A 25327-nucleotide genomic window follows, 5' to 3' on the forward strand; every position below is an offset into this window, starting at 1 on the left:
GCTGGTGTGCGCTGATGTCGAAAGCTGGTCGTCCCCCCAAGATTCACGAGGCGGAGCAAGCGGTATTGCGTCAAATTGTCACGGATCGCCCGACCTCCACGCTGTCAGAGATTGCCCGGGAACTCGCGGCACGGACGGGAATCGAGGCTCATGAAGCAACGATTCGCAAGTCCTTGCGGGAGGCGGGCGTCACGCGCCTCCGGGGCGAGAGTGGTCTCGAGGCGCAAGCGCGCGCAACGCCGCGTCGGTATGGGTATACGGATGCGCATCGTCGCCACGACCCCGACCAAAGCTACCCAAGTTGTCTGACCGATGCGGAGTGGGACTTGGTCGCCGCTCTCTTTGAGATGCCGGGCGGGCGGGGTCAACCGCCCCGCGTGTCGCGCCGGAGCATCCTGGAGGCGTGTTGCTACGTGGTGCGCACGGGGTGCGCGTGGCGGATGCTGCCGCACGATTTCGCGCCTTGGCAGAATGTCTACAAGACGTTTCGCCGTTGGAGTGCGGCTGGGAAGTTTGAGCAGATGCATGATCGACTGCGGGGGCAATGGCGCGAACGCGAGGGGCGTGAGATCGCGCCGACGGCGGCGGTGCTGGATGCGCAATCGACCCGCGGCTCGCCGCAGGGTGGACCGAGCGGCTTTGATGCGGGCAAGCAGGTCAAGGGGCGCAAGCGCAGCCTGGTGGTCGATACCTTGGGGGTCGTGTTTGCGGTTGAGCCGTGGTCGCGGGCTATCTTCAGGACCGCGATGCCCGCCTCGGGCGCCGTTCGCTGACGCGGCCGCCAAGTACCCCCAGATCAACACGCTGTTTGTCGATAGCGCCTACGCCCGGTCAATTTGCCCAAACCACCGAGCAGACCCACGCGATCCGCGTGGAAGTCGTGCGCCATCCAGCCAACAAAAGCGTTGGCTCCTGGCACGTGACGGGGCGCCTGACCGAGTGGTGATCGCCAACGCCGACGGCTTCGTTCCGCTGCCGAAGCGCTGGGTTGTCGAGCGCACCCATGCGTGGAATGAGCGTGCCCGTCGATTGATCATGCATCATGACCGTCTGCCAGCGGTCTCCGAAACCTGGGTTTGGCTGGCGGAGGCGCGCATCCTGCTGCGGCGGTTGACCACAACGGTTTGATTTTGTCTACACCCTCTTAGAAAGTGTCTACTAACTGTTTCCCGACTTGAGCGGCACTGTCCGGCCGCCATCGGGACGTCGAAAATGGACAGTTGCTAAATGACGATCTCACGCGGAGGCGCGGAGTGCGCGGAGAAAGACAGGATGAATGATGGGGACGGCCTCCAAGGGGCTTCCCGATGGCAATCGCTCGGCATGAGCCGTGAGACCGCTTCCGACTCTCCGCGCACTCCGCGCCTCCGCGTGAAACATTAAAAAGTATCCATCAACGGTTTCCCAACTTGAGCGGCACTGTCCCCATGAACATTCTGATCGTCGGCAACGGCGGACGCGAACACGCGCTGGCCTGGAAGGTCGCGCAGTCACCCCTGACGGACCGGGTCTTCGTCGCCCCCGGCAACGGCGGAACCGCCCGCGAACCCGGCGTGGAGAACGTGCCGATCGCCGCCGATGACATCCCCGCCCTGCTGCATTTCGCCACCGGGCAAGCGATCGGACTAACCATCGTCGGCCCCGAGGCGCCGCTGGTCGCGGGCCTTGTCGACGCCTTCGAGGCCGCCGGACTGCCCTGCTTCGGTCCGCGCCGGGAGGCAGCTCAACTCGAAGGCTCGAAGACCTTCGCCAAGGATTTTCTCGCCCGTCACGCCATCCCCACGGCGGCCTATGGCGCCTTTACCGAACTGGAACCCGCGCTGGCCTATCTGCGCCAGGTCGGCGCGCCGATCGTGGTCAAGGCCGACGGACTGGCGGCGGGCAAGGGCGTCATCCTCGCCGAGGATCTGGCCACCGCCGAAACCGCGGTGCGCGACATGCTCGATGCCGGCCGTTTCGGCGAGGCCGGCGCGCGGGTGGTGATCGAGGAATTCCTGACCGGCGAGGAGGCCAGTTTCATCGCCATGGTCGATGGCCGGGATATCCTGCCGCTGGCGACCTCCCAGGACCACAAGGCGCGCGACGACGGGGACCGCGGTCCCAATACCGGCGGCATGGGCGCCTATTCGCCGGCGCCGATCGTCACCCCCGAGATCCATGCGCGTATCCTGCGCGAGGTCATGCAACCGACCGCCGACGGACTGGCCGCCGAGGGAATCCGCTATCGCGGCTTCCTCTATGCCGGTCTCATGATCGGACCGGACGGAACCCCGAAGGTACTGGAGTTCAACTGCCGGCTGGGCGATCCCGAGACCCAGCCGCTGCTGATGCGTCTGCGATCAGATCCGGTCGAACTCTGTCTTGCCGCGCTTGCGGGCCAACTCGGGCGGATGACGGCGATATGGGATCTGCGGCCAGCGCTGGGCGTGGTGCTGGCGGCGGGCGGTTACCCCGAGCAATACGCGACAGGGCACCCCATCGCCGGCCTGGACGAGCCGCCGCCCGACACGATCAAGGTCTTTCACGCCGGCACGCGACTGGAGGGCGACCGGGTTCTCACGAGCGGCGGGCGCGTGCTCTGCGTGACGGCCCTGGGGGCCTCGGTCGCGGCGGCGCAACACATGGCTTATCGGTGGATCGAGCACATTCATTGGGATGACTGCTATTGCCGGCGCGACATCGGACACCGCGCCATTGCGCGATTGGCGGCGCCATCGCCATTGCGCTAGAAATAAAGTTTCTTGATGGTTAACGACAGCTAGGGTTAGGATCGGGTCCGGTGGATCACGGAGTGCGTGGAACGCAGTTAAGATGGCGGAAGGCTATTTCAATAAGCAGTATCTCGTCGTCGACGATTTTGCCGATATGCGCGCGGCGATCAGAAGTATCCTGCGCTCGCTCGGAATTTCTCATGTCGATCAGGCCAGAGACGGCAAGGATGCCATTGCGCGCATGGATCAGACCCGTTATGACGTGGTGATGTGCGACTACAACCTGGGGGCCGGAAAGGACGGCCAACAGGTGCTGGAGGAGGCGCGGCTCCGTCAGCTGATCCAGTTGGATGGCATCTTCATCATGATTACGGCAGAGAATACGCGGGAGATGGTCATGGGTGCCGCGGAATACGCGCCCGACAGTTATCTGGCGAAACCTTTTACCAAGGAACTGCTGAAGCAGCGTCTCGACAAAGTTTTCGAACGCAAGGCCTATCTGGCCGGCGTGAATAAGGCGCTGATCGCGAAGGACTATGCCGGTGCGATCGCGCGTTTGTCCGAGTTGATCGCGGATTCGCCCAGAAACCTCGCCGATTTGCTGAAGCTGAAAACGGACATCTGCCTCATGGCATGCCGGTACGACGAGGCTCTGGCGATCTGTGAGCAGATCCTGGGTACGCGCGAGATCGCCTGGGCCCGCCTCGGACTGGGAAAAGCCCTCTACGGCAAGAAACGTTATGCCCAGGCCCAGGACATTTTTACACAGTTGATCGCAAGCGAACCCGACCTGATCGACGCCCATGACTGGCTGGCCAAGACCCAGACCGCCCAGCAACAGTTCGAAGAGGCCGAAAACACCCTGCAAGCGGCCACCAGGCTCTCGCCACGCGGACTCAAACGCTATCAACTGCTGGGTAACCTGGCGCTGAACAATGGGCACCCGGCCGCGGCCGAAGCGGCCTTCGGCCATGCCGTCTCCCTGGCCAGACATTCGGTTTTAAACCATCCCTCCCTCTTTGCCGGCATGGCCAGAGCCAAGGCATCCAACCACAAACCGGTCGAGGCCTTGAAGATGATCGGCGAGATCGGCAAGGTCTTCCCGGACCATCCCGAGGCGGCCTTTTACAAGGCGACCGCGACGGCGGTCGTGAAACAGCATCAAGGCGATCCGGAAGGCGCCCTGGAGGCCTTGCAAATCGCCGAACAGATCATGGCCGAACGCGGCAATTCGCCGCACTCCAAACTTGGCCTTGAGATGGCGAAGACCTACGTGCAATTGGGGGAGCAAGGCAAATTGGCGTCGCTCCTGAAAGCGTCCATCGCCAACAATCATGACGACGAGGAATTCCTGACCGAAATCGTTCAGCTGTGCCGCGAGGCCGGCCAGGATTACGATGCCGAACAGGCCATTCGCGAGATTCAGCAAGAGATCGTCAAGACCAACAACGCTGGCGTGCGGCTGATCAAACAAGGCGAATTCGATGCCGCTATCGAACTTTTACACGAAGCCGCCGAGGAAATGCCCGCCAATAAAACCATCAATCTGAATGCGGCCATGGCCAGCATCGTCAAGATGGAAAAGATGGGCACCACCGGCGAGGACATCCAATGCGTCCGCCAATATATTGGGAGAGTGCATGTCCTCGATCCTCACGACTGGCGACTCGGCGACGTCATCGCCCGTCTGCGCAAGCTCGCCCCTAAGGTCTAACGCTGGCGAATCTCATGGATTTTTCCGACATCCTTGCTTCCTCCATCCACGACATCAAAAACTCGCTCGGTCTGATCCTGAACGATCTCGACGATTTAATAACCAACCCCGACAATCGCCTCGCCAACCCACGACAGGCCATCCTGTTGCAGCATGAAGCGCAGCGGGCCAACTGCAATCTGATTCAACTGCTTAACCTCTACCGACTGGGGAACCGGCAGCTCGTGGCGCGCATCGCCGAATATCACCTCGATGATTTCCTGCAGGAGACGATCGCCGAGAGTCAGGCCATCTGCCAGGCGTTGGGGATCGACCTGAGTTACGATTGCGATCCCGATCTGACCGGCTATTTCGACGCGGAACTGATTCACGGCGTGCTCGATAGCACCATCGGCAATGCCCGCCGCTACACCCATCGGAAGATTTTGCTCAGCGCGGTCGAACAAGACGGCTATCTGGTGATTCGCGTGGAAGACGACGGCCCGGGTTTTCCAGGCAAGTTGCCTCAGTGGCTGCCCGACGAGGACGAGTCGGCGCGCAACAATGAAGAAGCCCCCGCGACCGACCGTTCGCGCACCCGTCTGGGCCTGTATTTTGCCGCCCGCGTCGCTCAATTACACCGAAACGCCGAACGCACCGGCAGGATCTGCCTTCAAAACGGACACACCCTGAAGGGTAGCTGCTTCGAGATGTGGCTGCCTTGAATCCGTCTCCGACGAGAGCGACCACGACGCGCGCTGACCGCCTGACGCGCCGCGACAGGGCACCGGGTTCGCCGTCTCGTTCCGTTCGCCCTCCCCCGCTACGCCAAGCCATCCGGCTTTTTCTCTGTCTGGTCCTGCTGGCTGCGTGCGGGACAGCGTTCGCCGGGACGCCGGACGTGCGCATCCTCATCGATGTCTCCGGCAGTATGAAGCAGAACGACCCGCGGAACCTGCGCGTGCCGGCGCTACGGCTGGTGACCGAATTGTTGCCGGAGGGCGTCGAGGCGGGTGTCTGGCTCTTTGCCGAGAAGACAGAAATCTTGGCCCCGCCCTGCAAAGTCGATGCCAAATGGAAGGCCCAGACGCGCGCGCGGCTCGAACGCATCCATTCGCGCGGCCTGTTCACCAATATCGAGCAGGCCATCGCGACGGCCATCGACGGCTGGGACGCACCGGACGAGGCCGGGGAGCGACATCTCGTGCTCCTGACCGATGGCCTGGTCGATGTCTCCAAGGAGGCCGACCAGAGCGCGGCGTCGCGCGAGCGGATCCTCTCGACCCAGATCGAACGTCTGCGGGCATTGCAGGTCAAGGTACATGGCATCGCCCTGTCGGACGAGGTCGACGCCGAACTCATGCGCGCCCTGGCCACCCAGACAGACGGTTGGTTGGAATCCGCCAGCGATGCCGACGCGCTGCAACGGATCTTTCTGCACATGATGGAACAGGCCGCCGCGCCGACGACGGTTCCACTGGAAGGGAATCGTTTCGACATCGATGAGCGGGTCTCCGAATTCACCCTGCTGGCTTTCACGGGCGAGGGTGGCGCGACGATCCTGATCGCTCCCGATGGCACGACCATCTCCGCCAGCCAGCGGCCCGAGGGGGTCGTCTGGCGCACCGAGGCCGGTTACGACCTGGTCACCCTGTCCAATCCCACCCCCGGCCAATGGGAGCTTCAGGGCGTGCCGGATCCGGATAACCGGGTCGTGGTGGCGACCGATCTTGGAATTGAACTGAGCCCCCTGCCGAGCGCGCCGCGTTACGGCGAGAGTCCGCGCATCGAGACCTGGCTGACCGATCACGGCAAACCGGTCACGCGGAAGGATCTGCTGGGGTTGGTCATCGCCACCGCCACCCTGACACCCGCCGCGAATGCCCCGCGGCCGCGGGAAGAAGGCGAGGCGCCGGAACAGGGAGAGAGCGCCGCGCAGCCCACCGAACTAGCCCTTGAGCTGGACGCCGAAAGCGGTCGCTTTCAGACCGTTCTGGACACCAAAACGCTCGCCCCAGGTATCCATCGACTGCAAGTCACGCTCGATGGCGGCACCTTCAAACGTCAGGCGACCAAACGACTCAAGATCGCCGGCGTACCGCTGAGCATCAGTTATGCCCAGCGGAATCCGTCGGAGGAGACGCCATCCGCGGCACTTGTCGCAACCCTGAACGCCGAGCCCGACCTGATCGACCCGGGCAGCCTGTCCGGCTACCTGCTCATGCGCGGCCCCGAGGGGCGCGAATCGGTGATCGAAATCGCCAAGCCGACGGCCCTGCCCCAGGTTTTGACGATCCCGATCGAGCGGCCAGGTGAATACCAGATCCAGGGACGCCTGATGGCGCGCGCCCTGACCGGCGAAAACATCGATATCGAGCCGGAAACCCAGCGATTGGCGTTCGAGTTCGTCGCGCCGGACGGGAACGCCGACAGCGAACGCGATTCAAACGCGCCGACGCTATCATGGCTCGAACTTTCCGTGTATCTGCTCGTCGGCAATGCCCTGCTCGGCCTGATGCTCGGACTCACCTGGTGGTTACTGAACCGGCAACGGAAAAAACTCGCCGTGGCGCAAACCAAGCTCGCGGCAGGGAAAACGGCATGAGTGCACTCGAACTCGGCAGTCTCATCCTGGCCGTGGAATTCGCCCTAGTCGCATGGGCGATTCTCTTCCTCCTGTTGCGTCGGCAACGCCAGCGGCTGGAATCCGATCATGCGCATGCCAATACGGCTGTCGCGCAAATCGAAACCACCGACGTGTCGCGACGCGCCGCCTTGACGAGCCTGTTCGAATCGTCTTATCGGATGCCGAGCGATGAATTGGCGGCGAAGGTCGATGAATATGTCGCCCGCGAGCAAGCCTTCTACAAGGTCATGCTGAGTCTGTATCTCGAACGCGATGGCGCGCGGCTGAAGGACATCCCCGAGGAGTTGACCAAGGTTCTGACCCCTTGGGCCAACCTGAAGCCACACGGCATGGTGCCTGCCGACGACCTCGATCAGCTTGAAAGCGAAAAGGCCCAACTTTCCGCCGAACTGGACACGACCAAGCACACGCTCGATGAGTTGATGAACGAATACGCGGCGGCCTTCAGCCGAACTCCACGAGCGTCCAAGCTAGCGGAACCCTCGCCACCGCCTCAGGCGCCTCCGCCAACCGAATTCTCGGACGATGCTTGGGCCGATTCCGCTGATGAAGATACCCTGTTCGCGGAAACTCCATCAATGACTGAACGGAGCGAGCCGGACATCCCGCCGGAAGAGCCCGATGACCCGAGCGAGTTCGAAATCGCGGTGAATCCGCTCGACCCAATGGAACAAGAAGCGGCCAGGCTGAAATCGTCCCAACTCTTCGGCGACGATACCCCCGATGACGACAGCGAAGAGGAACTTGCCCGCCAGGAACTCGATGGACTCGCCGGGCTTTTCTCCGATCAAAGCCCGAGCGAGAGCGACGACGAGGAAGCGCGCGCGCGCGAAGAGTTGGAAGGACTCGCCGATCTCTTCGAGACCCCGCCCTCGAAACCCCGTCGAGAGTAATTCAGGATCCCAGCCGCGAAGATGCCGGCAAGACCCGATCCGAGAGAAATTGGCTCAGTCCGTCCAGTTCGCGATAGCGTCCCGCGACCTCAACCACATAGCCAAGCGTGCGGGGAATATCGCCCAGATAGTGCGGCTTGCCGTCGCGCAGTTTCAGCCGGGCAAAAATTCCGCAGGCCTTGAGATGCCGCTGAATTCCCATGAGGTCGAACCAGCGCGGGAAGCGGTCGCCGTCGTCCTCGCGCAGGATTCCGGATTGAATCGCAAGCCGACAATAGCCCAGCGCCCAGTCGTCAACCCGTTCCGCTGGCCAGGCGATGTAACAATCGCGCAGCAGCGACACCGGATCGTAGGCGACGGGACCGATCACCGCGTCCTGAAAATCCAGCACCCCCGGATTGCCGCTGTCGATCAGCATCAGATTGCGGGAGTGGAAATCGCGATGCACGCAGACCCGCGGCTGTTCCAGCGCGCTCGCCACCAGGATGGCGTTCGCCTGGTCCAATAGCGCACGCTCCTCGGCGTCGAGGGTCAACCCAAGATGCGCGCCCAGAAACCAGTCGGCGAACAGATCGAGTTCGCGCTGCAGAAACGCAGCGTCGTAGTGCGGTAGGCCCTCCAGCGGACCGCAGGCCTGGACGATGGCCAGCGCGCCCAGCGCGTCGCCATAGAGACGGTCGGCGGTGTCGGCGTCCAGGTGGTTCAGATAGACGCGCTCCCCGAAATCGTCGATCAGCAGAAAACCCTGGGCGCGATCCTCCGCGTGAATCCTGGGCGTGTTGACCCCGATGGCGCGGAAGCGCCGGGAAAGATCGGCAAAACGACCGCAATCCTCGAACGCCGGCGGCGCATCCATGGCGATCAGGGTTCCGCCGGCATGGCGGACCCGCCAATAGCGACGGAAGCTGGCATCCGAAGAGGCCGGCGCGAGTTCGAAGGTGTCGCCGCCGATTTGCGTCGCCAGCCAGTTTTTCAAGGATACATTGCGCTCCGACCTGTCCATCGTCACCTCAAACCGCGTCTGGATTACTGGCGCCATACCGACGAATCCGCTCCCGCATCGCTCGCTGCGAGCGACGAGACGCACGCGCAAACGCATGCCGGACGCGGTGCAACAGGGCATGTCGCGATTGCTGGCAGGGCCTGGATATGACATGGTTGCAGTTTAAAACCAACTCGTCCACTCTCTTCAGCCCCGAGCGCGTTGCCGACCATGGCCGATTTCAAACCGGGTGCCCGTGCGGCGGCACTGCTTTCGCTGATCGTCCTCTCGGCTCCCGCCCGATCCGACGGCCCGCTACCCAGCGCGCAACCGCCGGCAGCGTCCTCGACGCGCGTCGAACCATTCGTACCCTCGCCGGTCGCGACGGATCGACCTTCATTGCCCGAACTCACGCCCAGTCCGCCAAGTCCCCCGACGCCAGCCCCCGACTTGCGCCGCCACGGCCCGCTGGGCGATGTCTCCCGGCAACTGCCGCCACGCGATCCTGAAGCGCCCGAGGCCACATTGGCGCGCGATCGCGCGCAAAATCCACCCGGCGACGCGACGGATCGTGCACGCCAGGAACGACGCCTGCATGCCAATTTGACCTGGGACTATTGCGGACCTCGGCCCGGCTCAAGCGGAATCGACAGCACAACCCCATTGGACAGCGCCAACGCCATGCCGATCGATATGACGGCGGATCGCGTCGACGGCGACCAGCACACCACGATCATCGAACTACAGGGGAATGTCGAAATTCTCCAGAACGATCGACGTCTGGAGGCGGATCGCTCCACCTATCATCATGGCAGCGGCGAGATCAAGGCGTTCGGCGACCTTTATCTGGACTTTCCAGGGCTCCGTCTGACCGGCGACAGGGCCGAATATAACCTTGAGACCAAGCGGGGAACCATCGAACAGGTCCGCTATCGTGTGACCGGAAACGCCAATCTGCGCGGCGAGGCAGACCGCGCCTGGATGCTCTCGGAACAACTGAGCCGCTACCAGGACATCATCTACACAACCTGCCCGCCCGGCCATTCGGACTGGTCCATCAAGGCCAGCGAACTCGAACTCGACCAGGCGAGCGGCATGGGCACCGCCCGTCATGCGCGCATCCGCATCGCGGACATCCCGGTGCTCTACAGCCCCTATCTGCATTTCCCCATCGATGGCCGGCGCCGCAGCGGCCTGCTGATCCCGACCTTCGGATCGTCGGACGAGACCGGCACGGACATCACCCTGCCCTATTACTGGAACATCGCCCCCAATCTGGACGCGACCATCATCCCCCGGTACATGAGCACGCGGGGACTGATGCTCGGCGCCCAGTTGCGCCATCTCGCCAGTTTTCAGGAACTGGAAGTCAACGCCGAGGTTCTGCCAAGCGACCGCAAGGCGCCCGATCAGGGCGCGAGGGGTGCGCTGCGAGTCGAGCAGCAGGGTTATTTCGGCACGCGCTGGTTCTCCGCCGTGGACTACGCTTCCGTCTCCGACGACCAGTATCTCCAGGATTTCGGCAATCGGCTGGATGTCACCAGCCTCCGCAATCTGAGCCGTCGCGGCGACCTCGCCTACGCCGGAGACGGCTGGCGCCTGCTCGGACGCATCCAGGAATTTCAGACCGTCGATACCAGTGTCGCGCCCGCGGACCGACCTTACGGCCAGTTACCGCACATCGAGCTGAACCTGGACCCGAAACACTGGAAACGGCTCATCGAATACAGCTTCGAGGGTCAATACGACTACTTCGATCATCGCTCGGCGGTGCATGGCAGCCGGCTGGTGGCCATCCCCTCCGTGCGCATTCCGTTGCGACGCAGCTTCGGGCATGTCATCCCGCGCGCGCGTCTGTTCTATACCGACTATGACCTCATCGGCCAGGACGAGGGATTCGCGGACCGACCGTCGCATCTGATCCCGAGTCTCGACCTCGACGGCAAGCTCATTTTCGAGCGCGAGACAAACTGGCTCGGTACCCAGGCGCTACAGACCCTGGAGCCGCGTCTTTATTATGTCATGACGCCTTTCGAGGACCAGTCGGACACGCCTCGCTTCGACACCACCGCGCTCAATTTCAGCTTCGCGAGTCTCTTCCGACCGAACCGCTTCACCGGCTATGACCGCATTGGAGACGAAAACCGCCTTACCCTTGGTCTGACCTCGCGTACCATCGCCAACCGCACCGGCGACGAATTATTTCGCGCGAGCGTCGGTCAGGTGTATTACTTCGACAACCGTCGGGTGCAACTGACCGGAGACAGCGTCGAAACCGACCTCAGTTCCTCGGTCGCCGGCGAACTCGCGGCGCGCCTGCATCCGGACTGGTCCGCCCTCGCCAGCGTCCAATGGAATCCGAATCGAACCGAACAAGCCTGGGAGAAACAAATTCTGCAGCTTCGCTATGTCCCCGATGAAAATCGCCTGCTCAATCTGGCCTATCGGTACAATCTTGGCACGCAGGCCGCCGAACAATACGAAGACACCGACCTCTCTTTTCAGGTGCCGATCGGTTCGCGGGTTAAACTCGTCGGACGCTGGCTGTATTCGATACTCAACCACGAAACCGTCGAGGCCTTCGCCGGCCTCGAATTTGGCCGCTGCTGCTGGCGTCTGCGCGTGCTGGGACAGCACTTGAAACGGAGTTCCGACAATACGGGCAGTACCAGCGTCATGCTACAACTTGAGTTGGCCGGTCTCGGTTCATTCGGCAACCGGATCGACAAACTCCTGGAACGAGGAATCTATGGTTATCAAACGGACTAGCCGCCGAGCGCCGCGGCCTGCAACTCCTGGCCGCCTGGGGGCCATCCTGATCCTGTCGATGAGCGCCGCCCTCGCCCAGCCGGGCACCGAGGAGTTGGACGCCATTGTCGCGGTCGTCAACGACGATGTGGTCGTGCGCAGCGAACTCAGCCGGGAGGTCAGTCTGGTTCTCCCGCAGTTGCGGCAACAGGGCACCGCCGAGCCCCCGCGCGATCAGTTGGAAAAACAGGTGCTCGACCGGCTGATCCTGAAGCGCCTGCAGCGGCAACGGGCCAAGGATCTCGGAATCGAAGTGGATGAAGCCACCCTCAACGAGGCGCTGACCAATATTGCCGGCCGCAACAATTTGTCGCTGGAGGAATTGCAGACCACCCTGGAGGCTGGCGGTATCCGCTTCGCGGATTTCCGCGAGGATACCCGTACCCAGATCCTCACCAGCCGCCTGCAGAGTCAGGAGGTCGTCAACAAGATCAGCATCACCGATCAGGAGATCGACCGCTTTCTGGCGAAGGAATCCAGCCGGCTGATCGAGCGCGAACAGGTCCGCTTGCAGCACATCCTGATCGCGCTGCCGGACGATCCCACGCCCGAACAGGTCAAGTCCGCCGAAGCCAAGGCCAACCGGCTGGTCGCCCAGTTGCGCCAGGGCGCCGACTTCGGCGAGATGGCGGTGCGCGAATCGGATGGCCGCAACGCGCTCGAAGGCGGCGATCTCGGCTGGTTCGAGATGGGCGCGGTGCCGGTCCTGGTCGCCGATCTGGCCTTCTCCATGGCCGAGGGCGAAATCAGCAACCCGCTCAGTAACTCCAGCGGTTTCCACATCATCAAAATGCGTGAAATCAAGGGTGCCGCCGCGCAAAACGTCACCCAGACCAAGGCGCGTCACATCCTGATCCGCACCAATGAAATTGTCTCCGACGACGATGCCAAACGGCGTCTCGCGCAATTGCGCGAGCGCATTCTGGGCGGCGAGGATTTCGCCACCCTGGCGCGCGCGCATTCCGACGATACCGGATCGGCGCTCAAGGGCGGCGATCTTGGCTGGGTCAACCCCGGAGACACGGTCCCCGAATTCGAGGAGACGATGACGGCGCTCGCGATCGGCACCACGAGCGAGCCCTTCAAGAGCTCGTTCGGCTGGCATATCGTGCAGGTTCAGGAACGACGCAGCCAGGATGCCAGCGGCGACATCCTGCGGGTCAAGGCGCGCGAGGCTCTGCAGCGGCGCAAGGCGGAAGAGGCCACGGAAGAATGGCTGCGCCGACTGCGCGACGAGGCCTATGTCGAGATCCGGCTCGATCAGGCGTCATGATCCGGCGTCTTGCCATCACGCCGGGCGAGCCGGCGGGAATCGGTCCCGATCTGGTCGCGCGACTCGCGCAACGCTCGCAAGCGGCCCAACTCGTTGCCGTGGCGGACCCGGATCTGCTGGCGGCGCGTGCCCGCAACCTTGGCATCGCCCTCCGGCTCCAGACCTTCGATCCGCACACCACGCCCGTCGCCTCGCCGCCCGGTCATTTGACCGTTCTGCCGGTGACGCTGCGCCAGCCGGCCGTCGCTGGCAAGCTCGACACCGCCAACGCGGCCTATGTGCTGGAGACGCTGGCGAACGCCTGCGATGGCTGTCTTGAAGGCACCTTCGACGGACTGGTCACGGGGCCGGTCCACAAGGGCGCGATCAACGACGCGGGGCTGCCCTTCACCGGACACACCGAGTTTCTGGCCGAGCGCTGCTGCGCGGTTCCGGTGATGCTGCTTGCCACACCCGGCCTGCGCGTCGCGCTGGTCACCACCCACCTGCCGCTGTCGCGGGTCAGCGGCGCCATCACGCGCGAACGTCTGACGGAGGTCATCGGCATCCTGCATCGGGATCTGTCGCGACGTTTTGGCATCGACCAGCCACACATCCTGGTCTGCGGCCTCAACCCGCATGCCGGCGAGGGCGGACATCTGGGGCGCGAGGAAATCGAGGTCATCTCCCCGGTTCTGGACGAAATGAGAAGGCAGGGAATGCGGCTGACCGGCCCCCTGCCAGCCGACACCGCCTTCGTTCCGGACCGCCTCGCAGACGCTGATGCCGTGCTCGCCATGTATCACGATCAGGGGCTGCCGGTCCTCAAGCACCTGGGGTTTGGACGCGCCGTCAACGTCACGCTCGGCCTGCCGATCATTCGCACGTCGGTCGACCATGGCACGGCACTGGATCTGGCGGGAACTGATCGGGCCGATCCCGGAAGCCTGCTTGCGGCGGTCGACATGGCCATCGCGATGATCCGAAACGCACGGAAGGCACGTTCGCCATCATCCCATTGAAACGCCTTGCCATGGGGGACCGGCATCCCGCCCGCCAATCGGGCAGAGGCCCGCCCCCAGTGTTTCAGTTGTCGCCAAACCGTTCCTAAGGCGCTTCGCGCCGCCGTCTGGCCCGGCTCTGCCGGAGCCGCAGCAGAGTCCAGACCGGCCCGGAAGCGGCATAGGTCAGCGCAAGAAAAAACAGCACCAGCGGCGGATAAATAAAGACCACGGCGAATCCCAGCATGACGCCGACCGCCAGCAGAAAGGGCACCCGCCCCTGCGGATTCATCTGCTTGAAACTCAGATACCGGAAATTGCTCACCATTAGCAGACCCGCGCCAGCGGTCAGAAAGGCCGCAAGCCAGGAGACATCGGACCCATCGATACCCAGATCGCTGGCGGTCCAGATGCCGCTGGCGATGACCGCCGCCGCAGAGGGGCTGGCGAGACCCTGGAAATAGCGTTTGTCGGCAATCCCGATCTGCGTATTGAAGCGGGCCAGCCGCAGCGCGGCGGCGGCAGTGAAAACAAAGGCCGCGAGCCAGCCAACCTTGCCGAGTTCGCCCAACGTCCAATGGTAGGCCACCAGCGCCGGTGCCACGCCGAAGGCGACCATGTCGGAGAGACTGTCGTACTCGGCACCGAAATCGCTCTGGGTGTGCGTCATGCGGGCAATCCGCCCGTCGAAACCGTCCAGGACCATGGCCGCGAAGATCGCCAGGGAAGCGGCCTCGAAACGATCCTGGGTGGCTGCAAGCACGGCATAAAAACCTGCGAACAGTGCCGCGGTCGTGAAAAGATTTGGCAGCAGATAAATGCCGCGCGGGCGTTTACGGGGGGGTTGTGTTTCGTCCATAGTCTTTCCAAACAATGATGGTGGCCGGCGGCAGTCATGAGTATATCGCCGGGACGCTACCAGCGGCGAAAGAACGCTGGGGGCCAGCAATTTCAGAAAGGCCTCAAGCGGACATCCCGCCGCCATGAATCTGTTATACACTCGGGTCAAAGTATCCGCTGTCCGAATTGACCCATTCGCCAAACAAGCTGCCAGCCGCCAGCGACCAGCCATCAGCCTGGTTGCTCGCGGATGTTTCGTGCCTAAAGACCGTCCGCCAAAGGAGGTGACATGACCCAGCAGCAAGCCAAGCCGCCGTTGCCGAGCGATGACAAACGCTGGAAGCTCGTCAACGCCACCATGCGCCGCAACGGGTACGCGGACCACGCACTCATCGAGACCCTGCACAGCGTGCAGGACGCCTTCGGGTTTCTTGACGAAACCTCGTTGCGCTTCGTCGCCGCCTCGCTCGATCTGCCCTTGAGTAAGGTCTTTGGCGTCGCGACCTTCTACCATATCTTCATGCTCAAGCCGAAGGGCCGGCATGCCTGCGTGGTCTGCACCGGCACCGCCTGCTACATCAAGGGGGCTGGAGCACTTCTGGAAGGTATCCAGGAACGCCATGGGATCAATCCCGGCGACACCACCGAGGACGATCGTTTGTCCGTGCTCACCGCGCGCTGTGTCGGCGCCTGCGGTCTTGCGCCGGCGGTGGTCCTGGATGGCAATGTATTGGGCAAACTGGCCCCCGATACCCTGATCGCCAAATTGGAGGCGCTGGACTGACATGCACCTGGAAGATCTTGCCGAGAAGGCTGCGGAATACCGCGCCGAAGAGGCCGCCGTCAAGCGTGAGGTTCGCGTCTGCGTAGCGGCCAGTTGCCAGTCCTCCGGCTCCCTGCCCGTTCTGGAGGCGCTCACCCAGGCGTGCGGGGACGGCGGCGGTGCCTGTCGGGTCAAGGGGGTCGGCTGCATGGGGCTCTGCTCCGCCGGTCCACTAGTCGCGGTGGCGGACAAGGACTGCGGTCTGGCCGATTCCGTCCTCTATCGCGACGTGACTCCCGACGACGCCTCCGACATCATGGGGAGCCTGTGCGGCGCACCTGTGGAACGTCTGCGCTGCCCGACCGACCAGCCCTTTTTCGCCCGTCAGCAGAAGGTCGTGCTGGAAAACTCCGGGGTCATCGACCCGGACAGCTTCAAGGGCTATGTCGCCGTGGGCGGCTACGCGGCCCTAGTCCAGGCGCTGAGCGAGATGACGCCCGCCGACGTGCTGCGCGAGGTGACCGCCAGCGGTCTGCGCGGACGCGGCGGCGGCGGTTATCCGACCGGACTCAAATGGTCGACCGTGGCCAAGATGCCGGCCGGTCAGAAATATGTCATCTGCAACGCCGACGAGGGCGATCCGGGCGCCTTCATGGATCGCGCGGTGCTGGAGTCCGACCCGCATCGGGTGCTCGAAGGCATGGCGATCGCCGCCTATGCCATCGGCGCCAACAAGGCGTATGTCTATGTCCGCGCCGAATATCCGCTGGCCGTCGAACGGTTGCAGACCGCCATCCGCAAGGCCAAACGCGCGGGTTTCCTGGGCAGCAAGGTCGCGGATACGCAATTCAGCTTCGAGGTCGAGATTCGCCTGGGCGCCGGTGCCTTCGTCTGCGGTGAGGAAACCGCGCTCATGGCCTCCATCGAGGGTCTGCGCGGCCAGCCGCGTCCGCGTCCGCCCTACCCCGCCGAATCCGGTCTCTGGGGCTGTCCGACCCTGATCAACAATGTCGAGAGCTTCGCCAATATCGCCCCCATCATCCGCAACGGGGGCGACTGGTTCGCTGGCATCGGCACCGAGAAGTCCAAGGGAACCAAGGTGTTCGCGCTGGCGGGCAAGATCCAGAACACCGGTTTGATCGAAGTCCCCATGGGCACCAGCCTGCGCGACATCATCGAGGTCATCGGCGGCGGCATTCCCGATGGCAAGGCGTTCAAGGCGGTCCAGACCGGCGGCCCGTCCGGCGGCTGCATCCCGGAACAACATCTGGATATTGCAGTCGATTACGACAGTCTCAAAACGTTGGGCACCATGATGGGCTCAGGCGGCATGATCGTCATGGACGAAACCTCCTGCATGGTCGATGTCGCGCGCTATTTCATGGAATTCTGCATGACCGAGTCGTGCGGCAAGTGCATTCCCTGCCGCGCCGGAACGCAGCAGATGCATGGTCTGCTGGACAAGATCGCCAAGGGACAGGGCGCCCACGCGGATCTCGCCCTGTTGGAAGAACTCTGCGAGGTGGTCCAGGCGACCAGTCTCTGCGGGCTGGGGCAGACTGCGCCCAATCCGGTGCTGAGTACGTTGCGGTATTTTCGCGATGAGTATGAGGAGAAACTGGCGGGCGGTTGAGCGCGCCCCAGAGAAACCGACGATGGCGACTCAAACCAGCATTCCAGCGAGCCACGACCGGGACTTCTACGCTTGGGCGCTGGAGAGCGCCAACCGATTGCGCGCGGGAAATCTGGCGGGCCTGGATCTGCAACGCATTGCCGAGGAAATCGAAGGCATGGGTCGCGCCGAAAAACATGCGCTTGCCAGCCATCTCAAGATCCTGATCCTGCACTTGCTGAAATGGCGCTATCAACCGACCTTGCGAAGCCTGAGTTGGCAACTTTCGATCGCTAACGCCCGCGACGAGATCGCGGAATTGCTGGAGGACAGTCCTAGCTTGACAGGGAAACTGCCCGAGATTCTGGCGCGACGCTATCCGGCCGCGCGACAAGGCGCCATCCTCGAAACCGGATTGCCCGCGGCGACCTTCCCAACCGGATGCCCGTTGACCGTCGAGCAACTGCTCGATCCTGAATACTGGACCTGACGACAGAGGCCGTCTAACGGTATCCCGACGACCACCCTGGAGGCACAATGGCTCAACCCGCCACCATACCCAACGTCCGTGTCGTCACGCTCCGGATCGACGACCGGGATCTGTCCGCCCGCGAGGACGAGACCATCATCGAGGTCTGTCGCGAAAACCGCATCCCGATCCCCAGTCTCTGTCACCTCGACGGGCTCTCGGTGTGGGGCGGCTGCCGTCTCTGCATGGTCGAGCTGGAGGGACAGAGCCGACTCTACGCGGCCTGCTCGACCCGCGTCGCCGAGGGCATGCGGATCCAAACCAACACCGAACGGCTCCAACGCTATCGGCGCACCATCATCGAACTGCTGTTTGCCGAACGCAATCATGTCTGCTCAGTGTGCGTGTCCAACGGTCACTGCGAACTGCAATGGCTCGCCCAGAAATGCGGCGTCGACCATGTGCGCATCCCCTACCGGCAGGCCACCTATCCGGTCGACAGCTCGCACGAAATGTTCCGGCTCGATCATAACCGCTGCATCCTCTGTACCCGCTGCGTGCGGGTCTGCGACGAGATCGAGGGCGCCCACACCTGGGATGTCATGAGCCGCGGCAGCGACTGCCGGATCATCAGCGACCTGGCGCGACCCTGGGGCGACAGCGACACCTGCACGAGCTGCGGTAAATGCGTGCAGGTCTGTCCGACCGGCGCCCTGGTCAAACAAGGCACCTCGGTGGGCGAAATGGTCAAGGATCAGCATTTTCTACCGATTCTCGCGCGCCGGAGACACCTCCCATGAGCACACCCACCAAGATCACGGTCGCCACCGCCTGGCTGGACGGCTGCTCGGGCTGCCACATGTCCTTTCTGGATCTGGACGAGCGGCTGATCGAACTCGCCCAGAAGGTCGACATCGTCTACAGCCCGCTGGTCGACACCAAGGAACTGCCGGATCGCGTCGATGTCGGCATTCTGGAAGGCTCCATCAGCTCCGAGGACGATCTGGAAAAAGCGAGGCTGTTCCGCGCGCATTGCCATCTGCTGATCAGTCTCGGCGACTGCGCGGTCACCGGCAACGTCCCGGCCATGCGTAATCATTTCAAACTCGCCGACGTGATGGATCGCGCCTATCGCGAAAACGTCACCCTGCAACTCCAGATCCCGACGCGTGGCGTTCCGGCCCTGCTCACGCCGGTCAAGCCGGTCCATGGCGAGGTCAAGGTCGATGTCTTCGTGCCGGGCTGTCCGCCGAGCGCGGACGCCATCTGGTATGTCCTGAACGAACTGATCGAGGGACGCACGCCGGACCCGAGTTCGGTGACGCGCTTCGGAGCCTGAACGGCAACTTACACATCAAGATGCAAAGGCTGATCGCATGAACGACGCAAACAACGACGCTGGCATCATCGTGGCCCTGCTGGACCGGATGCGCACTCAGCGCCTGCCGCGCGCCCTGGACATCAAGTCAAAAGTCGACCGCGGCGAGCGGCTCGACAGCTTCGACATCCAGTTTCTCCAGGAAGTCTTCGAGGATTCAAAAGCCCTACAGCCCAGATGGGAGCAACACCCCGAGATGAATGCGATCATCGGCACCATCGTTCATCTCTATCACGAGATCACCTCCAAGGCGTTGGAGAACGAGGAGCGGGCCGATCCTGCGTGAATTCCGCGGCGACCGTATCGGTCAAAGATTTCGTGACGGCATTGCGTACGTAACCGACGGTCGACCGGGAAACTCCGGCCCACCGCAACCCACAGGGGACTTTGATCCATGAGCCGCACCATCGCCATCGAACCCGTCACCCGTATCGAAGGCCACGCCCGCATCACCCTGCAACTCGGCGATGATGGCGCGGTCGAGGACGCGCGCTTCCATCTCACTCAATTCCGCGGCTTCGAGAAGTTCTGCGAGGGCCGCCCCTACCGCGAGATGCCCGCGCTCACCGCGCGCACCTGCGGCATCTGCCCGGTCAGCCATCTGCTGGCCTCCAACAAGGCGTGCGACCATCTGCTCTCGGTCCGCATCCCGCCGACTGGCGAACATCTGCGCCGGATCATGAATCTCGCGCAGATCACCCAATCGCATGCCCTGTCCTTCTTCCACCTGTCCTCGCCCGATCTCCTGCTCGGCTGGGACTCGGATCCGGCCACGCGCAACATCTTCGGCGTGATGCGCCAGGATCCCGCGCTCGCCCGGGATGGCATACGGCTACGCCAGATCGGTCAGAGCATCATCGAAACGCTTGGCGGCAAGAAGATTCATCCCACCTGGGTCGTGCCCGGCGGCGTCAACGAACCCCTGACGCTCGAAAAGCGCGACGCCATGCTCAAGCTGCTCCCGGAGGGGCTGGCGATCGCCCGGCGCACCTATGACTTCTTCAAGACGCTGGTGCCCAAGTTCAAGGACGAGGCGACGCACTTCGGCAGTCTGCCAACGATGTTCCTGAGCCTGGTCACGCCCCAGGGCAACTTCGAGCACTATGACGGTCTGCTACGCATCAAGGACGCCCAGGGCCGCATTATTGAGGACATGGTGCCACCCGAGGACTATGAGCGGGTGATCGGCGAGGCGGTCGAAGACTTCAGCTACATGAAGTTCCCCTACTACAAGCCCCAGGGCTATCCCAAGGGCATCTATCGGGTCGGTCCCCTGGCCCGGCTCAATAACGCCCAAGCCTGCGGCACGCCCTATGCGGATGTGGCGCTCGCCGAGTTCCACATGCTCCAGGAGGAATCCGGCCCCATTGCCAGCAGCTTCCACTATCACTATGCCCGGCTGGTCGAGATCATCCACGCGTTGGAAATGATGGAACGCCTGCTCAAGGATCCGACAATCCTCGATCATCGGGTGCGGGCACGGGCGCGCAGCAATCGCGACGAGGGCATCGGCGTCTCAGAAGCGCCGCGCGGCACGCTGATCCATCATTATCGGATCGACGAGGATGGACTCATCACCTGGGTCAACCTGATCATCGCCACCGGTCACAACAATCTCGCCATGAACCAGTCGATCCGGCAGGTCGCGGACGCCTATGTCGACGGCAACAACCTGCAGGAAGGCATGCTCAACCGGGTCGAGGCGGTCATTCGTTGCTTCGATCCCTGCCTGTCCTGCGCCTCGCACGCCTTCGGTCAGATGCCGCTGCGGATCGAACTCAAGGACGCCGCCGGACGGGTCATCGACACCCTGAGCCGGTCCTGAGCGCCGCCCGTGAAGATTCTGATCATCGGCTACGGCAGCCCCATCCGGGGCGACGACGCACTTGGCCCGTTGGTCGCGGACCGACTGGAAAACACGGGGGTTCCGGCGGGCGTGGAGGTGATGTCACGTCACATCCTCACCGCCGAGCTGGTCGCCGACATCGCGGAGCAGGATCGGGTGATCTTTCTGGATGCCGCCGTGGATGCCGAACCAGGCGAGGTCCGCTGCCAGCAACTCGCGCCCGACGCCCACGCACTCTCGACCATGGCCCATTTTCTCGACCCACGGGAACTCCTGGCCTGGTGCGAGACCCTCTACGGGCGCGTACCCGAGAGTTTTCTGGTCTCAGCCGGCGGCGACTCTTTCGACTACTCCAATTATTGCCTGACTCCCATCGGCGAGATGGCGATGGGAAAAATGCTCGATTGGGTCGACCGGCTGATGCACGGCGAGACGTCAAGAGCAGACGGATGAACCGACACCCACGCGGGTCATAAAAGTCGGGAGCGCTGTCGTGATCTTGCGGCTTCGCTTCCTGATGGGCTAAGTGACGGGTTTCACTGTTCTAGCGCGCGCGGCAGGATGGCGTCCTGGGCGTGATACGCCTGACCGGTAATACCCAGACTCTCCGGCCCCAGCAGTCGAAGATAAGTATCCGCGACGGTCTCGGGCGCGGGATGGATGCCGGGATCCTCGCCCGGATAGAGGGTGGCCCGCAGGGCGGTGCGAACGAGACCGGGGTCGAGACTGTTGACCCGAAGCTGGCTGCTGTCGCGGGTTTCTTCCGCCAGCACTTGCATCAGTCCCTCGATCCCGAACTTGGCGGCGGCATAGGCGCCCCAGTAGGCTTTGCCGGCGCGTCCGACGCGATCCGAGGTGAAGACGATGGCGGCATCCTTCGAGGCACGCAACAGCGGCAGACAGGCTTGCGTCAGCAGAAAGGGCGCGGTCAGGTTGATCCGGATCACCCGCTCCCACTCGCTGGCGTCATAGTCGTCGATACGGCTAAGATAGGGCGCGAAAGCGGCGCAGTGGGCCAGTCCGTCAAGACGGCCGAAGGTCTCGCCCACGAGGTTCGCCGCGGCGATGAAATCCGCCTCGGTCGCCTGCTCCAGATCGAGCGGCAGGATCGCGGGTTCGGGATCGCCCTGGGCGAGGATGGCGTCGTACACCGGCTCCAGATCGGCTTCCTTGAAGGACGAAAGAACGACGGTCGCACCCTGGGCCGCGCACGCGAGCGCCACGGCGCGGCCGATGCCCTCGAGAGCGCCGGTGACCAGGATGACGCGCGCTTGCAGCCGCTTCATGTCGGCGTGTATTTGGTCCATCGGATGATTGGTTCTCTTGACAAAGTCAGTTAATCGATGAGAAAGCCTGCCTGCGGATGGTAATCCAGCGGTTCGCAGGCCACGCCGGTCACCTCGGCCGTTGCCGGTCCGGTGCGCAGCCAGTCGCGGAACTGCGCAACGGCCGCCGCCTCGCCGCAAACGAGCACTTCCACTCGCCCATCCGCGAGATTGCGGGCAGATCCAGTCACTCCGAGCCGCATGGCCTGCTCACGTGCGGCAGCCCGGAAGAACACTCCCTGTACGCGGCCGCCAATGAGGCAGCGGTAGCAAACTCTTTGTTCTGACTGCAACTCATCCATACTCGGCTCCTGTGAACTCGGTTGACGACCGCCCGCTTGCGATCAATATGGAGCGCGCACTTGATCGTTCAACGTTTCAAGGCGCGAGAGCCGCTTGACGTTCGCGCTTGTATTGCTGAAAGGTGGTGTCCTTGTAGCGACCCTCGACGACATAATTTCCAAGCCACATAAATTCGCTGGAATCCCCGGTCGCACCGATAAACTTGGTCATCAGATTCCCCTCGGCATCGAAAAAGGCGAACACAGGCGTCGCCCGCACCCGATAGGATTTGAGGGCGAAGTCCTTTTGGGTCATCGAAGTGCCGGAGAAATCGGTCATCTCCACCTCCCCTTCGATATCGATCGGGAAGATTTTAAAGTGTTTTTTGAAGTATTCATGCACCTCGGGCCGATTGAGGACCGTGGTTTTCATCCGCTGGCAAAAGGGGCATTCGTCCATTTCGAACATGAGCAGAATACCCTGTTTACCCTCGGCCTTGACCGTTTCGAGTTCCTCGGAAAAATCGCCGAAGGTCGTATCGAAAAAAGGCTCGGCAGGATCGCCGATCGCCACCGACCAGCCACCGGCCGAGAGCAGGAGCGCGCAGAGCGTCCGCCGGAAGAAGGAAGGTATCCATGCTGGATGGACGGCATCAGGGAATGAGATGTTCATGGTTTCAGCTCCAATGGACTCAAGACGCGATCAGTCGGAAAATGACCCCTGCCGCGATGCCGCCGATTGTCCTCAGTTCGGCGGGGCAGTTCAACGAGTACCTTCTCTTCGTCCGGGTGCGTTCTTATGAATTACATTCTGGTTTTATATTACAGCCGACATGGCGCCACAGCGGAGATGGCCAGGCAGATCGCCCGCGGCGTCGAGGCCGGCGGCCTGGAGTCGCGCCTGCGCACGGTCCCCGCGGTTTCCACGGTGTGCGAGGCCACGGAAGACAACATTCCAGCCAGCGGGGCGCCCTACGCGAACCTTGACGATGTGCGTCATTGCGCCGGACTCGCGCTTGGCAGTCCCACCCGCTTCGGCAACATGGCGGCACCCCTCAAATATTTTCTGGACGGAACCAGCAGTCTCTGGCTTGCTGGCGCACTCACCGGCAAGCCAGCCGGCGTTTTCACCTCCACCTCCAGTCCTCACGGGGGACAGGAGGCGACACTACTCAGCATGATGCTGCCTCTTCTGCATCACGGCATGTTGCTGATGGGATTGCCCTACAGCGAAACGGACCTGTTGCATACCCGCGGCGGCGGTACGCCCTATGGCCCGTCGCACCTTGCTGGCCCCGACAGCCAGCTACCCGTCACGGACGAGGAGCGGCGACTCTGTCAGGCGCTGGGTAAACGCCTCGCCGAAACCGCGGCCCGGTTAGCCCCGCGCGACCCATGAGTCCAGGATCCTGAACCATCCGAGCGCCACCAGGTGGATCGTCTGTCAGTGAGCGCATTCCAGCAGCAGCTTCATCTGCCGATCGAGTGGATCAGGGAACCGACCCTGGCCGAATATCGACCGGGACCGAATGCGGAAGCGCTGGCGCTCGTGTCGACCATGGCGGCTGGCGATGGCGAGCCTTTCCTGTTTCTGTTCGGGAACGCAGGCACGGGCAAGACCCACCTGTTGCAAGCGGCCTGTCTTGCCGCCACCCGGCAGGGCCTGCAGACGCATTTTGTTCCGCTGGGCACCACGGGTCTGGAGCCGAGCCTCTTCGACGACCTGGAGCGACTGGATCTGGTGGCGATCGACGACGTGCAGGCCATCGCTGGCGATGCCATCTGGGAGCGCGCCCTATTCGATCTCTTCAACCGGATGCGCGAACAGGGCCGCCACCTCCTCACCGCGGCGAAAACGACTCCGGACGCGCTCCCGCTGGGACTGCCGGACCTGCGTTCACGTCTGCAATGGGGTCCGCGTTATTGCCTGTTGCCCTTATCCGATGCGGACTGCGAACAATTGCTGATCGAATCGGCTCGTCGTCGCGGAATGACATTGAACGACGACCAGGCGCGTTACATCATGAATTACCATGCCCGCGACCCGACGTCCCTGCTGGCCCTGGTCGCGCGCCTCGACAGCCTGAGCCTGCGCGAGCAACGCCAGCCGACGATCCCGCTCATCCGGCGCGCGATGCAGGGCGATCTTTAGGCGGTTTTCGGGAAAAGACGTTTTCCGGAAACCACCTTCTTACTCATCCTTCAAACCGCGACGGATCGCCTTACGGCCCCAGATCCAGACGTATTGCAAACCGCTCACCACCACGGTCGTAAAACAGGCCCAGATCAGTGGCGGCAACCATTCCGCCGGCAAGGGATAGGGACCGGCATCCGTGATCACTGCCACCACCAGCAGAATCTGCAACAAGGTGTTGAGCTTGCTGACGGGAATCGGCGCGGCTTCCACTTCCTCGACCCGATAGTTGTAGAGCACCGCGCCCCCGACGATCACCAGATCCCGGAACACCACCGCCAGCACCAGCCAGATGGGAATCAAACCAAGCGAACCCAGAACCAAAAAGCAGCAGATGAGCAGAGTCTTGTCCGCCAGCGGATCGAGGATGCCGCCAAGCCGGCTCTGCCAGCCGTAGTGCTTGGCCAGAAAACCATCGAGTCCATCCGAGGCGCCGGCGGCGGCGAACAACGCCAGTGCCCAGCCGAATTCATGCACGAGCAGCAGATAAACCACGGGAATCACGGCGATCAGCCGCATCGCGCTGATGAGATTGGGGAGATCCTTGAGCTTCACGAAGACAACCTTGATGCTGCGCGGTAATTGATCGCTAAGATGCTAGCCCGGCATCCGCCAACTGTCCAAGACTCTCG

The 25327-nt window shown here is 62.9% G+C and carries 24 protein-coding genes and 1 pseudogene; 19 read left to right on the forward strand and 6 right to left on the reverse strand.

Going from position 1 to position 25327, the window contains the following annotated elements; all coding sequences use genetic code 11:
* Positions 1–14: 14 nt before the first annotated feature.
* The 6 genes and pseudogenes from THIVI_RS05425 to THIVI_RS05450 all read left to right on the forward strand — a co-directional run bounded on the left by THIVI_RS05425 (position 15) and on the right by THIVI_RS05450 (position 7944).
* A pseudogene (locus THIVI_RS05425) lies at positions 15–1128 on the forward strand (IS5 family transposase).
* Positions 1129–1427: 299 nt separating this feature from the next.
* Entirely contained in the window at positions 1428–2729 is a 1302-nt protein-coding gene (gene purD, locus THIVI_RS05430; protein ID WP_014777629.1) for a phosphoribosylamine--glycine ligase, read from the forward strand.
* A gap of 82 nt (positions 2730–2811) precedes the next feature.
* Positions 2812–4425, forward strand: a complete 1614-nt coding sequence (locus tag THIVI_RS05435) for a tetratricopeptide repeat-containing response regulator (protein WP_014777630.1) — start codon at positions 2812–2814, stop codon at positions 4423–4425.
* 14 nt (positions 4426–4439) lie between these two features.
* The gene (locus THIVI_RS05440) at positions 4440–5129 is read left to right on the forward strand and encodes a sensor histidine kinase (protein WP_014777631.1); all 690 of its coding nucleotides are present in this window, start codon (positions 4440–4442) and stop codon (positions 5127–5129) included.
* A gap of 176 nt (positions 5130–5305) precedes the next feature.
* The gene (locus THIVI_RS05445; protein ID WP_014777632.1) at positions 5306–7009 is read left to right on the forward strand and encodes a VWA domain-containing protein; all 1704 of its coding nucleotides are present in this window, start codon (positions 5306–5308) and stop codon (positions 7007–7009) included.
* The gene (locus THIVI_RS05450; RefSeq protein WP_014777633.1) at positions 7006–7944 is read left to right on the forward strand and encodes a hypothetical protein; all 939 of its coding nucleotides are present in this window, start codon (positions 7006–7008) and stop codon (positions 7942–7944) included. Before THIVI_RS05445 ends, THIVI_RS05450 begins: the two co-directional genes overlap by 4 nt.
* Before the next feature lies 1 nt (position 7945).
* On the opposite strand, the gene THIVI_RS05455 is transcribed toward THIVI_RS05450, so the two are convergent.
* Positions 7946–8947, reverse strand: coding sequence for an aminoglycoside phosphotransferase family protein (locus tag THIVI_RS05455; RefSeq protein WP_014777634.1), 1002 nt, complete (start codon positions 8945–8947; stop codon positions 7946–7948).
* 210 nt (positions 8948–9157) lie between these two features.
* Between THIVI_RS05455 and THIVI_RS05460 the strand changes: the two genes are divergently transcribed.
* Genes THIVI_RS05460 through pdxA form a run of 3 tightly spaced genes read left to right on the forward strand, consistent with a single transcriptional unit; the run spans position 9158 to position 14008 of the window.
* Complete coding sequence (locus THIVI_RS05460; protein WP_083845705.1) at positions 9158–11695, forward strand: LPS-assembly protein LptD; 2538 nt, start codon at positions 9158–9160, stop codon at positions 11693–11695.
* The gene (locus THIVI_RS05465; protein WP_014777636.1) at positions 11676–13007 is read left to right on the forward strand and encodes a peptidylprolyl isomerase; all 1332 of its coding nucleotides are present in this window, start codon (positions 11676–11678) and stop codon (positions 13005–13007) included. Before THIVI_RS05460 ends, THIVI_RS05465 begins: the two co-directional genes overlap by 20 nt.
* Entirely contained in the window at positions 13004–14008 is a 1005-nt protein-coding gene (pdxA, locus tag THIVI_RS05470; RefSeq protein ID WP_014777637.1) for a 4-hydroxythreonine-4-phosphate dehydrogenase PdxA, read from the forward strand. Before THIVI_RS05465 ends, pdxA begins: the two co-directional genes overlap by 4 nt.
* Positions 14009–14093: 85 nt before the next feature.
* Here the strand turns inward: pdxA and pssA are convergent, their stop codons facing one another.
* Positions 14094–14846: a CDP-diacylglycerol--serine O-phosphatidyltransferase gene (gene pssA / locus THIVI_RS05475; protein ID WP_014777638.1), complete on the reverse strand. Its 753-nt coding sequence runs from the start codon at positions 14844–14846 to the stop codon at positions 14094–14096.
* A gap of 270 nt (positions 14847–15116) precedes the next feature.
* Here pssA and hoxE point away from each other — a divergent pair, with 270 nt between their 5' ends.
* From hoxE to THIVI_RS05515, 8 genes are all read left to right on the forward strand, one after another.
* Positions 15117–15611, forward strand: a complete 495-nt coding sequence (gene hoxE, locus THIVI_RS05480; RefSeq protein WP_014777639.1) for a bidirectional hydrogenase complex protein HoxE — start codon at positions 15117–15119, stop codon at positions 15609–15611.
* A gap of 1 nt (position 15612) precedes the next feature.
* On the forward strand, positions 15613–17223 hold the full coding sequence (gene nuoF, locus THIVI_RS05485) for an NADH-quinone oxidoreductase subunit NuoF (RefSeq protein WP_014777640.1): 1611 nt from the start codon (positions 15613–15615) through the stop codon (positions 17221–17223).
* Positions 17224–17245: 22 nt separating this feature from the next.
* Positions 17246–17692 carry a DUF29 domain-containing protein gene (locus tag THIVI_RS05490; protein ID WP_014777641.1) on the forward strand — a complete coding sequence of 149 codons (447 nt, stop codon included), beginning with the start codon at positions 17246–17248 and terminating at the stop codon, positions 17690–17692.
* A gap of 47 nt (positions 17693–17739) precedes the next feature.
* Positions 17740–18471: a bidirectional hydrogenase complex protein HoxU gene (gene hoxU / locus THIVI_RS05495; RefSeq protein ID WP_014777642.1), complete on the forward strand. Its 732-nt coding sequence runs from the start codon at positions 17740–17742 to the stop codon at positions 18469–18471.
* Complete coding sequence (locus tag THIVI_RS05500; protein WP_014777643.1) at positions 18468–19010, forward strand: NADH-quinone oxidoreductase subunit B family protein; 543 nt, start codon at positions 18468–18470, stop codon at positions 19008–19010. Before hoxU ends, THIVI_RS05500 begins: the two co-directional genes overlap by 4 nt.
* Positions 19011–19047: 37 nt before the next feature.
* Positions 19048–19335 carry a hypothetical protein gene (locus THIVI_RS05505; protein ID WP_014777644.1) on the forward strand — a complete coding sequence of 96 codons (288 nt, stop codon included), beginning with the start codon at positions 19048–19050 and terminating at the stop codon, positions 19333–19335.
* Between the two features lie 108 nt (positions 19336–19443).
* Positions 19444–20874, forward strand: coding sequence for a Ni/Fe hydrogenase subunit alpha (locus THIVI_RS05510; protein ID WP_014777645.1), 1431 nt, complete (start codon positions 19444–19446; stop codon positions 20872–20874).
* 9 nt (positions 20875–20883) lie between these two features.
* Positions 20884–21348, forward strand: a complete 465-nt coding sequence (locus THIVI_RS05515; protein ID WP_014777646.1) for a hydrogenase maturation protease — start codon at positions 20884–20886, stop codon at positions 21346–21348.
* Positions 21349–21431: 83 nt separating this feature from the next.
* Here THIVI_RS05515 and THIVI_RS05520 read toward each other — a convergent pair whose 3' ends face one another.
* The 3 genes from THIVI_RS05520 to THIVI_RS05530 form a co-directional block, all read right to left on the reverse strand.
* A complete protein-coding gene (locus THIVI_RS05520; protein ID WP_014777647.1) occupies positions 21432–22202 on the reverse strand; it encodes an SDR family NAD(P)-dependent oxidoreductase in 771 nt (256 codons plus the stop codon).
* A gap of 29 nt (positions 22203–22231) precedes the next feature.
* Complete coding sequence (locus THIVI_RS05525) at positions 22232–22522, reverse strand: acylphosphatase (RefSeq protein ID WP_014777648.1); 291 nt, start codon at positions 22520–22522, stop codon at positions 22232–22234.
* 76 nt (positions 22523–22598) lie between these two features.
* Positions 22599–23174, reverse strand: coding sequence for a thioredoxin family protein (locus THIVI_RS05530; protein WP_014777649.1), 576 nt, complete (start codon positions 23172–23174; stop codon positions 22599–22601).
* A gap of 126 nt (positions 23175–23300) precedes the next feature.
* Between THIVI_RS05530 and wrbA the strand changes: the two genes are divergently transcribed.
* The gene (wrbA, locus tag THIVI_RS05535; RefSeq protein WP_014777650.1) at positions 23301–23900 is read left to right on the forward strand and encodes an NAD(P)H:quinone oxidoreductase; all 600 of its coding nucleotides are present in this window, start codon (positions 23301–23303) and stop codon (positions 23898–23900) included.
* 48 nt (positions 23901–23948) lie between these two features.
* On the forward strand, positions 23949–24653 hold the full coding sequence (gene hda, locus THIVI_RS05540; protein WP_245537380.1) for a DnaA regulatory inactivator Hda: 705 nt from the start codon (positions 23949–23951) through the stop codon (positions 24651–24653).
* 39 nt (positions 24654–24692) lie between these two features.
* Here hda and THIVI_RS05545 read toward each other — a convergent pair whose 3' ends face one another.
* The gene (locus THIVI_RS05545) at positions 24693–25250 is read right to left on the reverse strand and encodes a CDP-alcohol phosphatidyltransferase family protein (RefSeq protein WP_014777652.1); all 558 of its coding nucleotides are present in this window, start codon (positions 25248–25250) and stop codon (positions 24693–24695) included.
* Positions 25251–25327: the final 77 nt, after the last annotated feature.

This window comes from Thiocystis violascens DSM 198, from assembly GCF_000227745.2.
GTDB lineage: Bacteria > Pseudomonadota > Gammaproteobacteria > Chromatiales > Chromatiaceae > Chromatium > Chromatium violascens.

What these genes read in the sequence shown, in the direction of transcription:
- purD (WP_014777629.1), top strand. Translation starts at nt 1,428, where the DNA reads ATGAACATTCTGATCGTCGGCAACGGCGGACGCGAACACGCGCTGGCC.
- THIVI_RS05435 (WP_014777630.1), top strand. Translation starts at nt 2,812, where the DNA reads ATGGCGGAAGGCTATTTCAATAAGCAGTATCTCGTCGTCGACGATTTT.
- THIVI_RS05440 (WP_014777631.1), top strand. Translation starts at nt 4,440, where the DNA reads ATGGATTTTTCCGACATCCTTGCTTCCTCCATCCACGACATCAAAAAC.
- THIVI_RS05450 (WP_014777633.1), top strand. Translation starts at nt 7,006, where the DNA reads ATGAGTGCACTCGAACTCGGCAGTCTCATCCTGGCCGTGGAATTCGCC.
- THIVI_RS05455 (WP_014777634.1), bottom strand. Translation starts at nt 8,947, where the DNA reads ATGGACAGGTCGGAGCGCAATGTATCCTTGAAAAACTGGCTGGCGACG.
- THIVI_RS05460 (WP_083845705.1), top strand. Translation starts at nt 9,158, where the DNA reads ATGGCCGATTTCAAACCGGGTGCCCGTGCGGCGGCACTGCTTTCGCTG.
- THIVI_RS05465 (WP_014777636.1), top strand. Translation starts at nt 11,676, where the DNA reads ATGGTTATCAAACGGACTAGCCGCCGAGCGCCGCGGCCTGCAACTCCT.
- pdxA (WP_014777637.1), top strand. Translation starts at nt 13,004, where the DNA reads ATGATCCGGCGTCTTGCCATCACGCCGGGCGAGCCGGCGGGAATCGGT.
- pssA (WP_014777638.1), bottom strand. Translation starts at nt 14,846, where the DNA reads ATGGACGAAACACAACCCCCCCGTAAACGCCCGCGCGGCATTTATCTG.
- hoxE (WP_014777639.1), top strand. Translation starts at nt 15,117, where the DNA reads ATGACCCAGCAGCAAGCCAAGCCGCCGTTGCCGAGCGATGACAAACGC.
- nuoF (WP_014777640.1), top strand. Translation starts at nt 15,613, where the DNA reads ATGCACCTGGAAGATCTTGCCGAGAAGGCTGCGGAATACCGCGCCGAA.
- THIVI_RS05490 (WP_014777641.1), top strand. Translation starts at nt 17,246, where the DNA reads ATGGCGACTCAAACCAGCATTCCAGCGAGCCACGACCGGGACTTCTAC.
- hoxU (WP_014777642.1), top strand. Translation starts at nt 17,740, where the DNA reads ATGGCTCAACCCGCCACCATACCCAACGTCCGTGTCGTCACGCTCCGG.
- THIVI_RS05500 (WP_014777643.1), top strand. Translation starts at nt 18,468, where the DNA reads ATGAGCACACCCACCAAGATCACGGTCGCCACCGCCTGGCTGGACGGC.
- THIVI_RS05505 (WP_014777644.1), top strand. Translation starts at nt 19,048, where the DNA reads ATGAACGACGCAAACAACGACGCTGGCATCATCGTGGCCCTGCTGGAC.
- THIVI_RS05510 (WP_014777645.1), top strand. Translation starts at nt 19,444, where the DNA reads ATGAGCCGCACCATCGCCATCGAACCCGTCACCCGTATCGAAGGCCAC.
- THIVI_RS05520 (WP_014777647.1), bottom strand. Translation starts at nt 22,202, where the DNA reads ATGGACCAAATACACGCCGACATGAAGCGGCTGCAAGCGCGCGTCATC.
- THIVI_RS05525 (WP_014777648.1), bottom strand. Translation starts at nt 22,522, where the DNA reads ATGGATGAGTTGCAGTCAGAACAAAGAGTTTGCTACCGCTGCCTCATT.
- THIVI_RS05530 (WP_014777649.1), bottom strand. Translation starts at nt 23,174, where the DNA reads ATGAACATCTCATTCCCTGATGCCGTCCATCCAGCATGGATACCTTCC.
- wrbA (WP_014777650.1), top strand. Translation starts at nt 23,301, where the DNA reads ATGAATTACATTCTGGTTTTATATTACAGCCGACATGGCGCCACAGCG.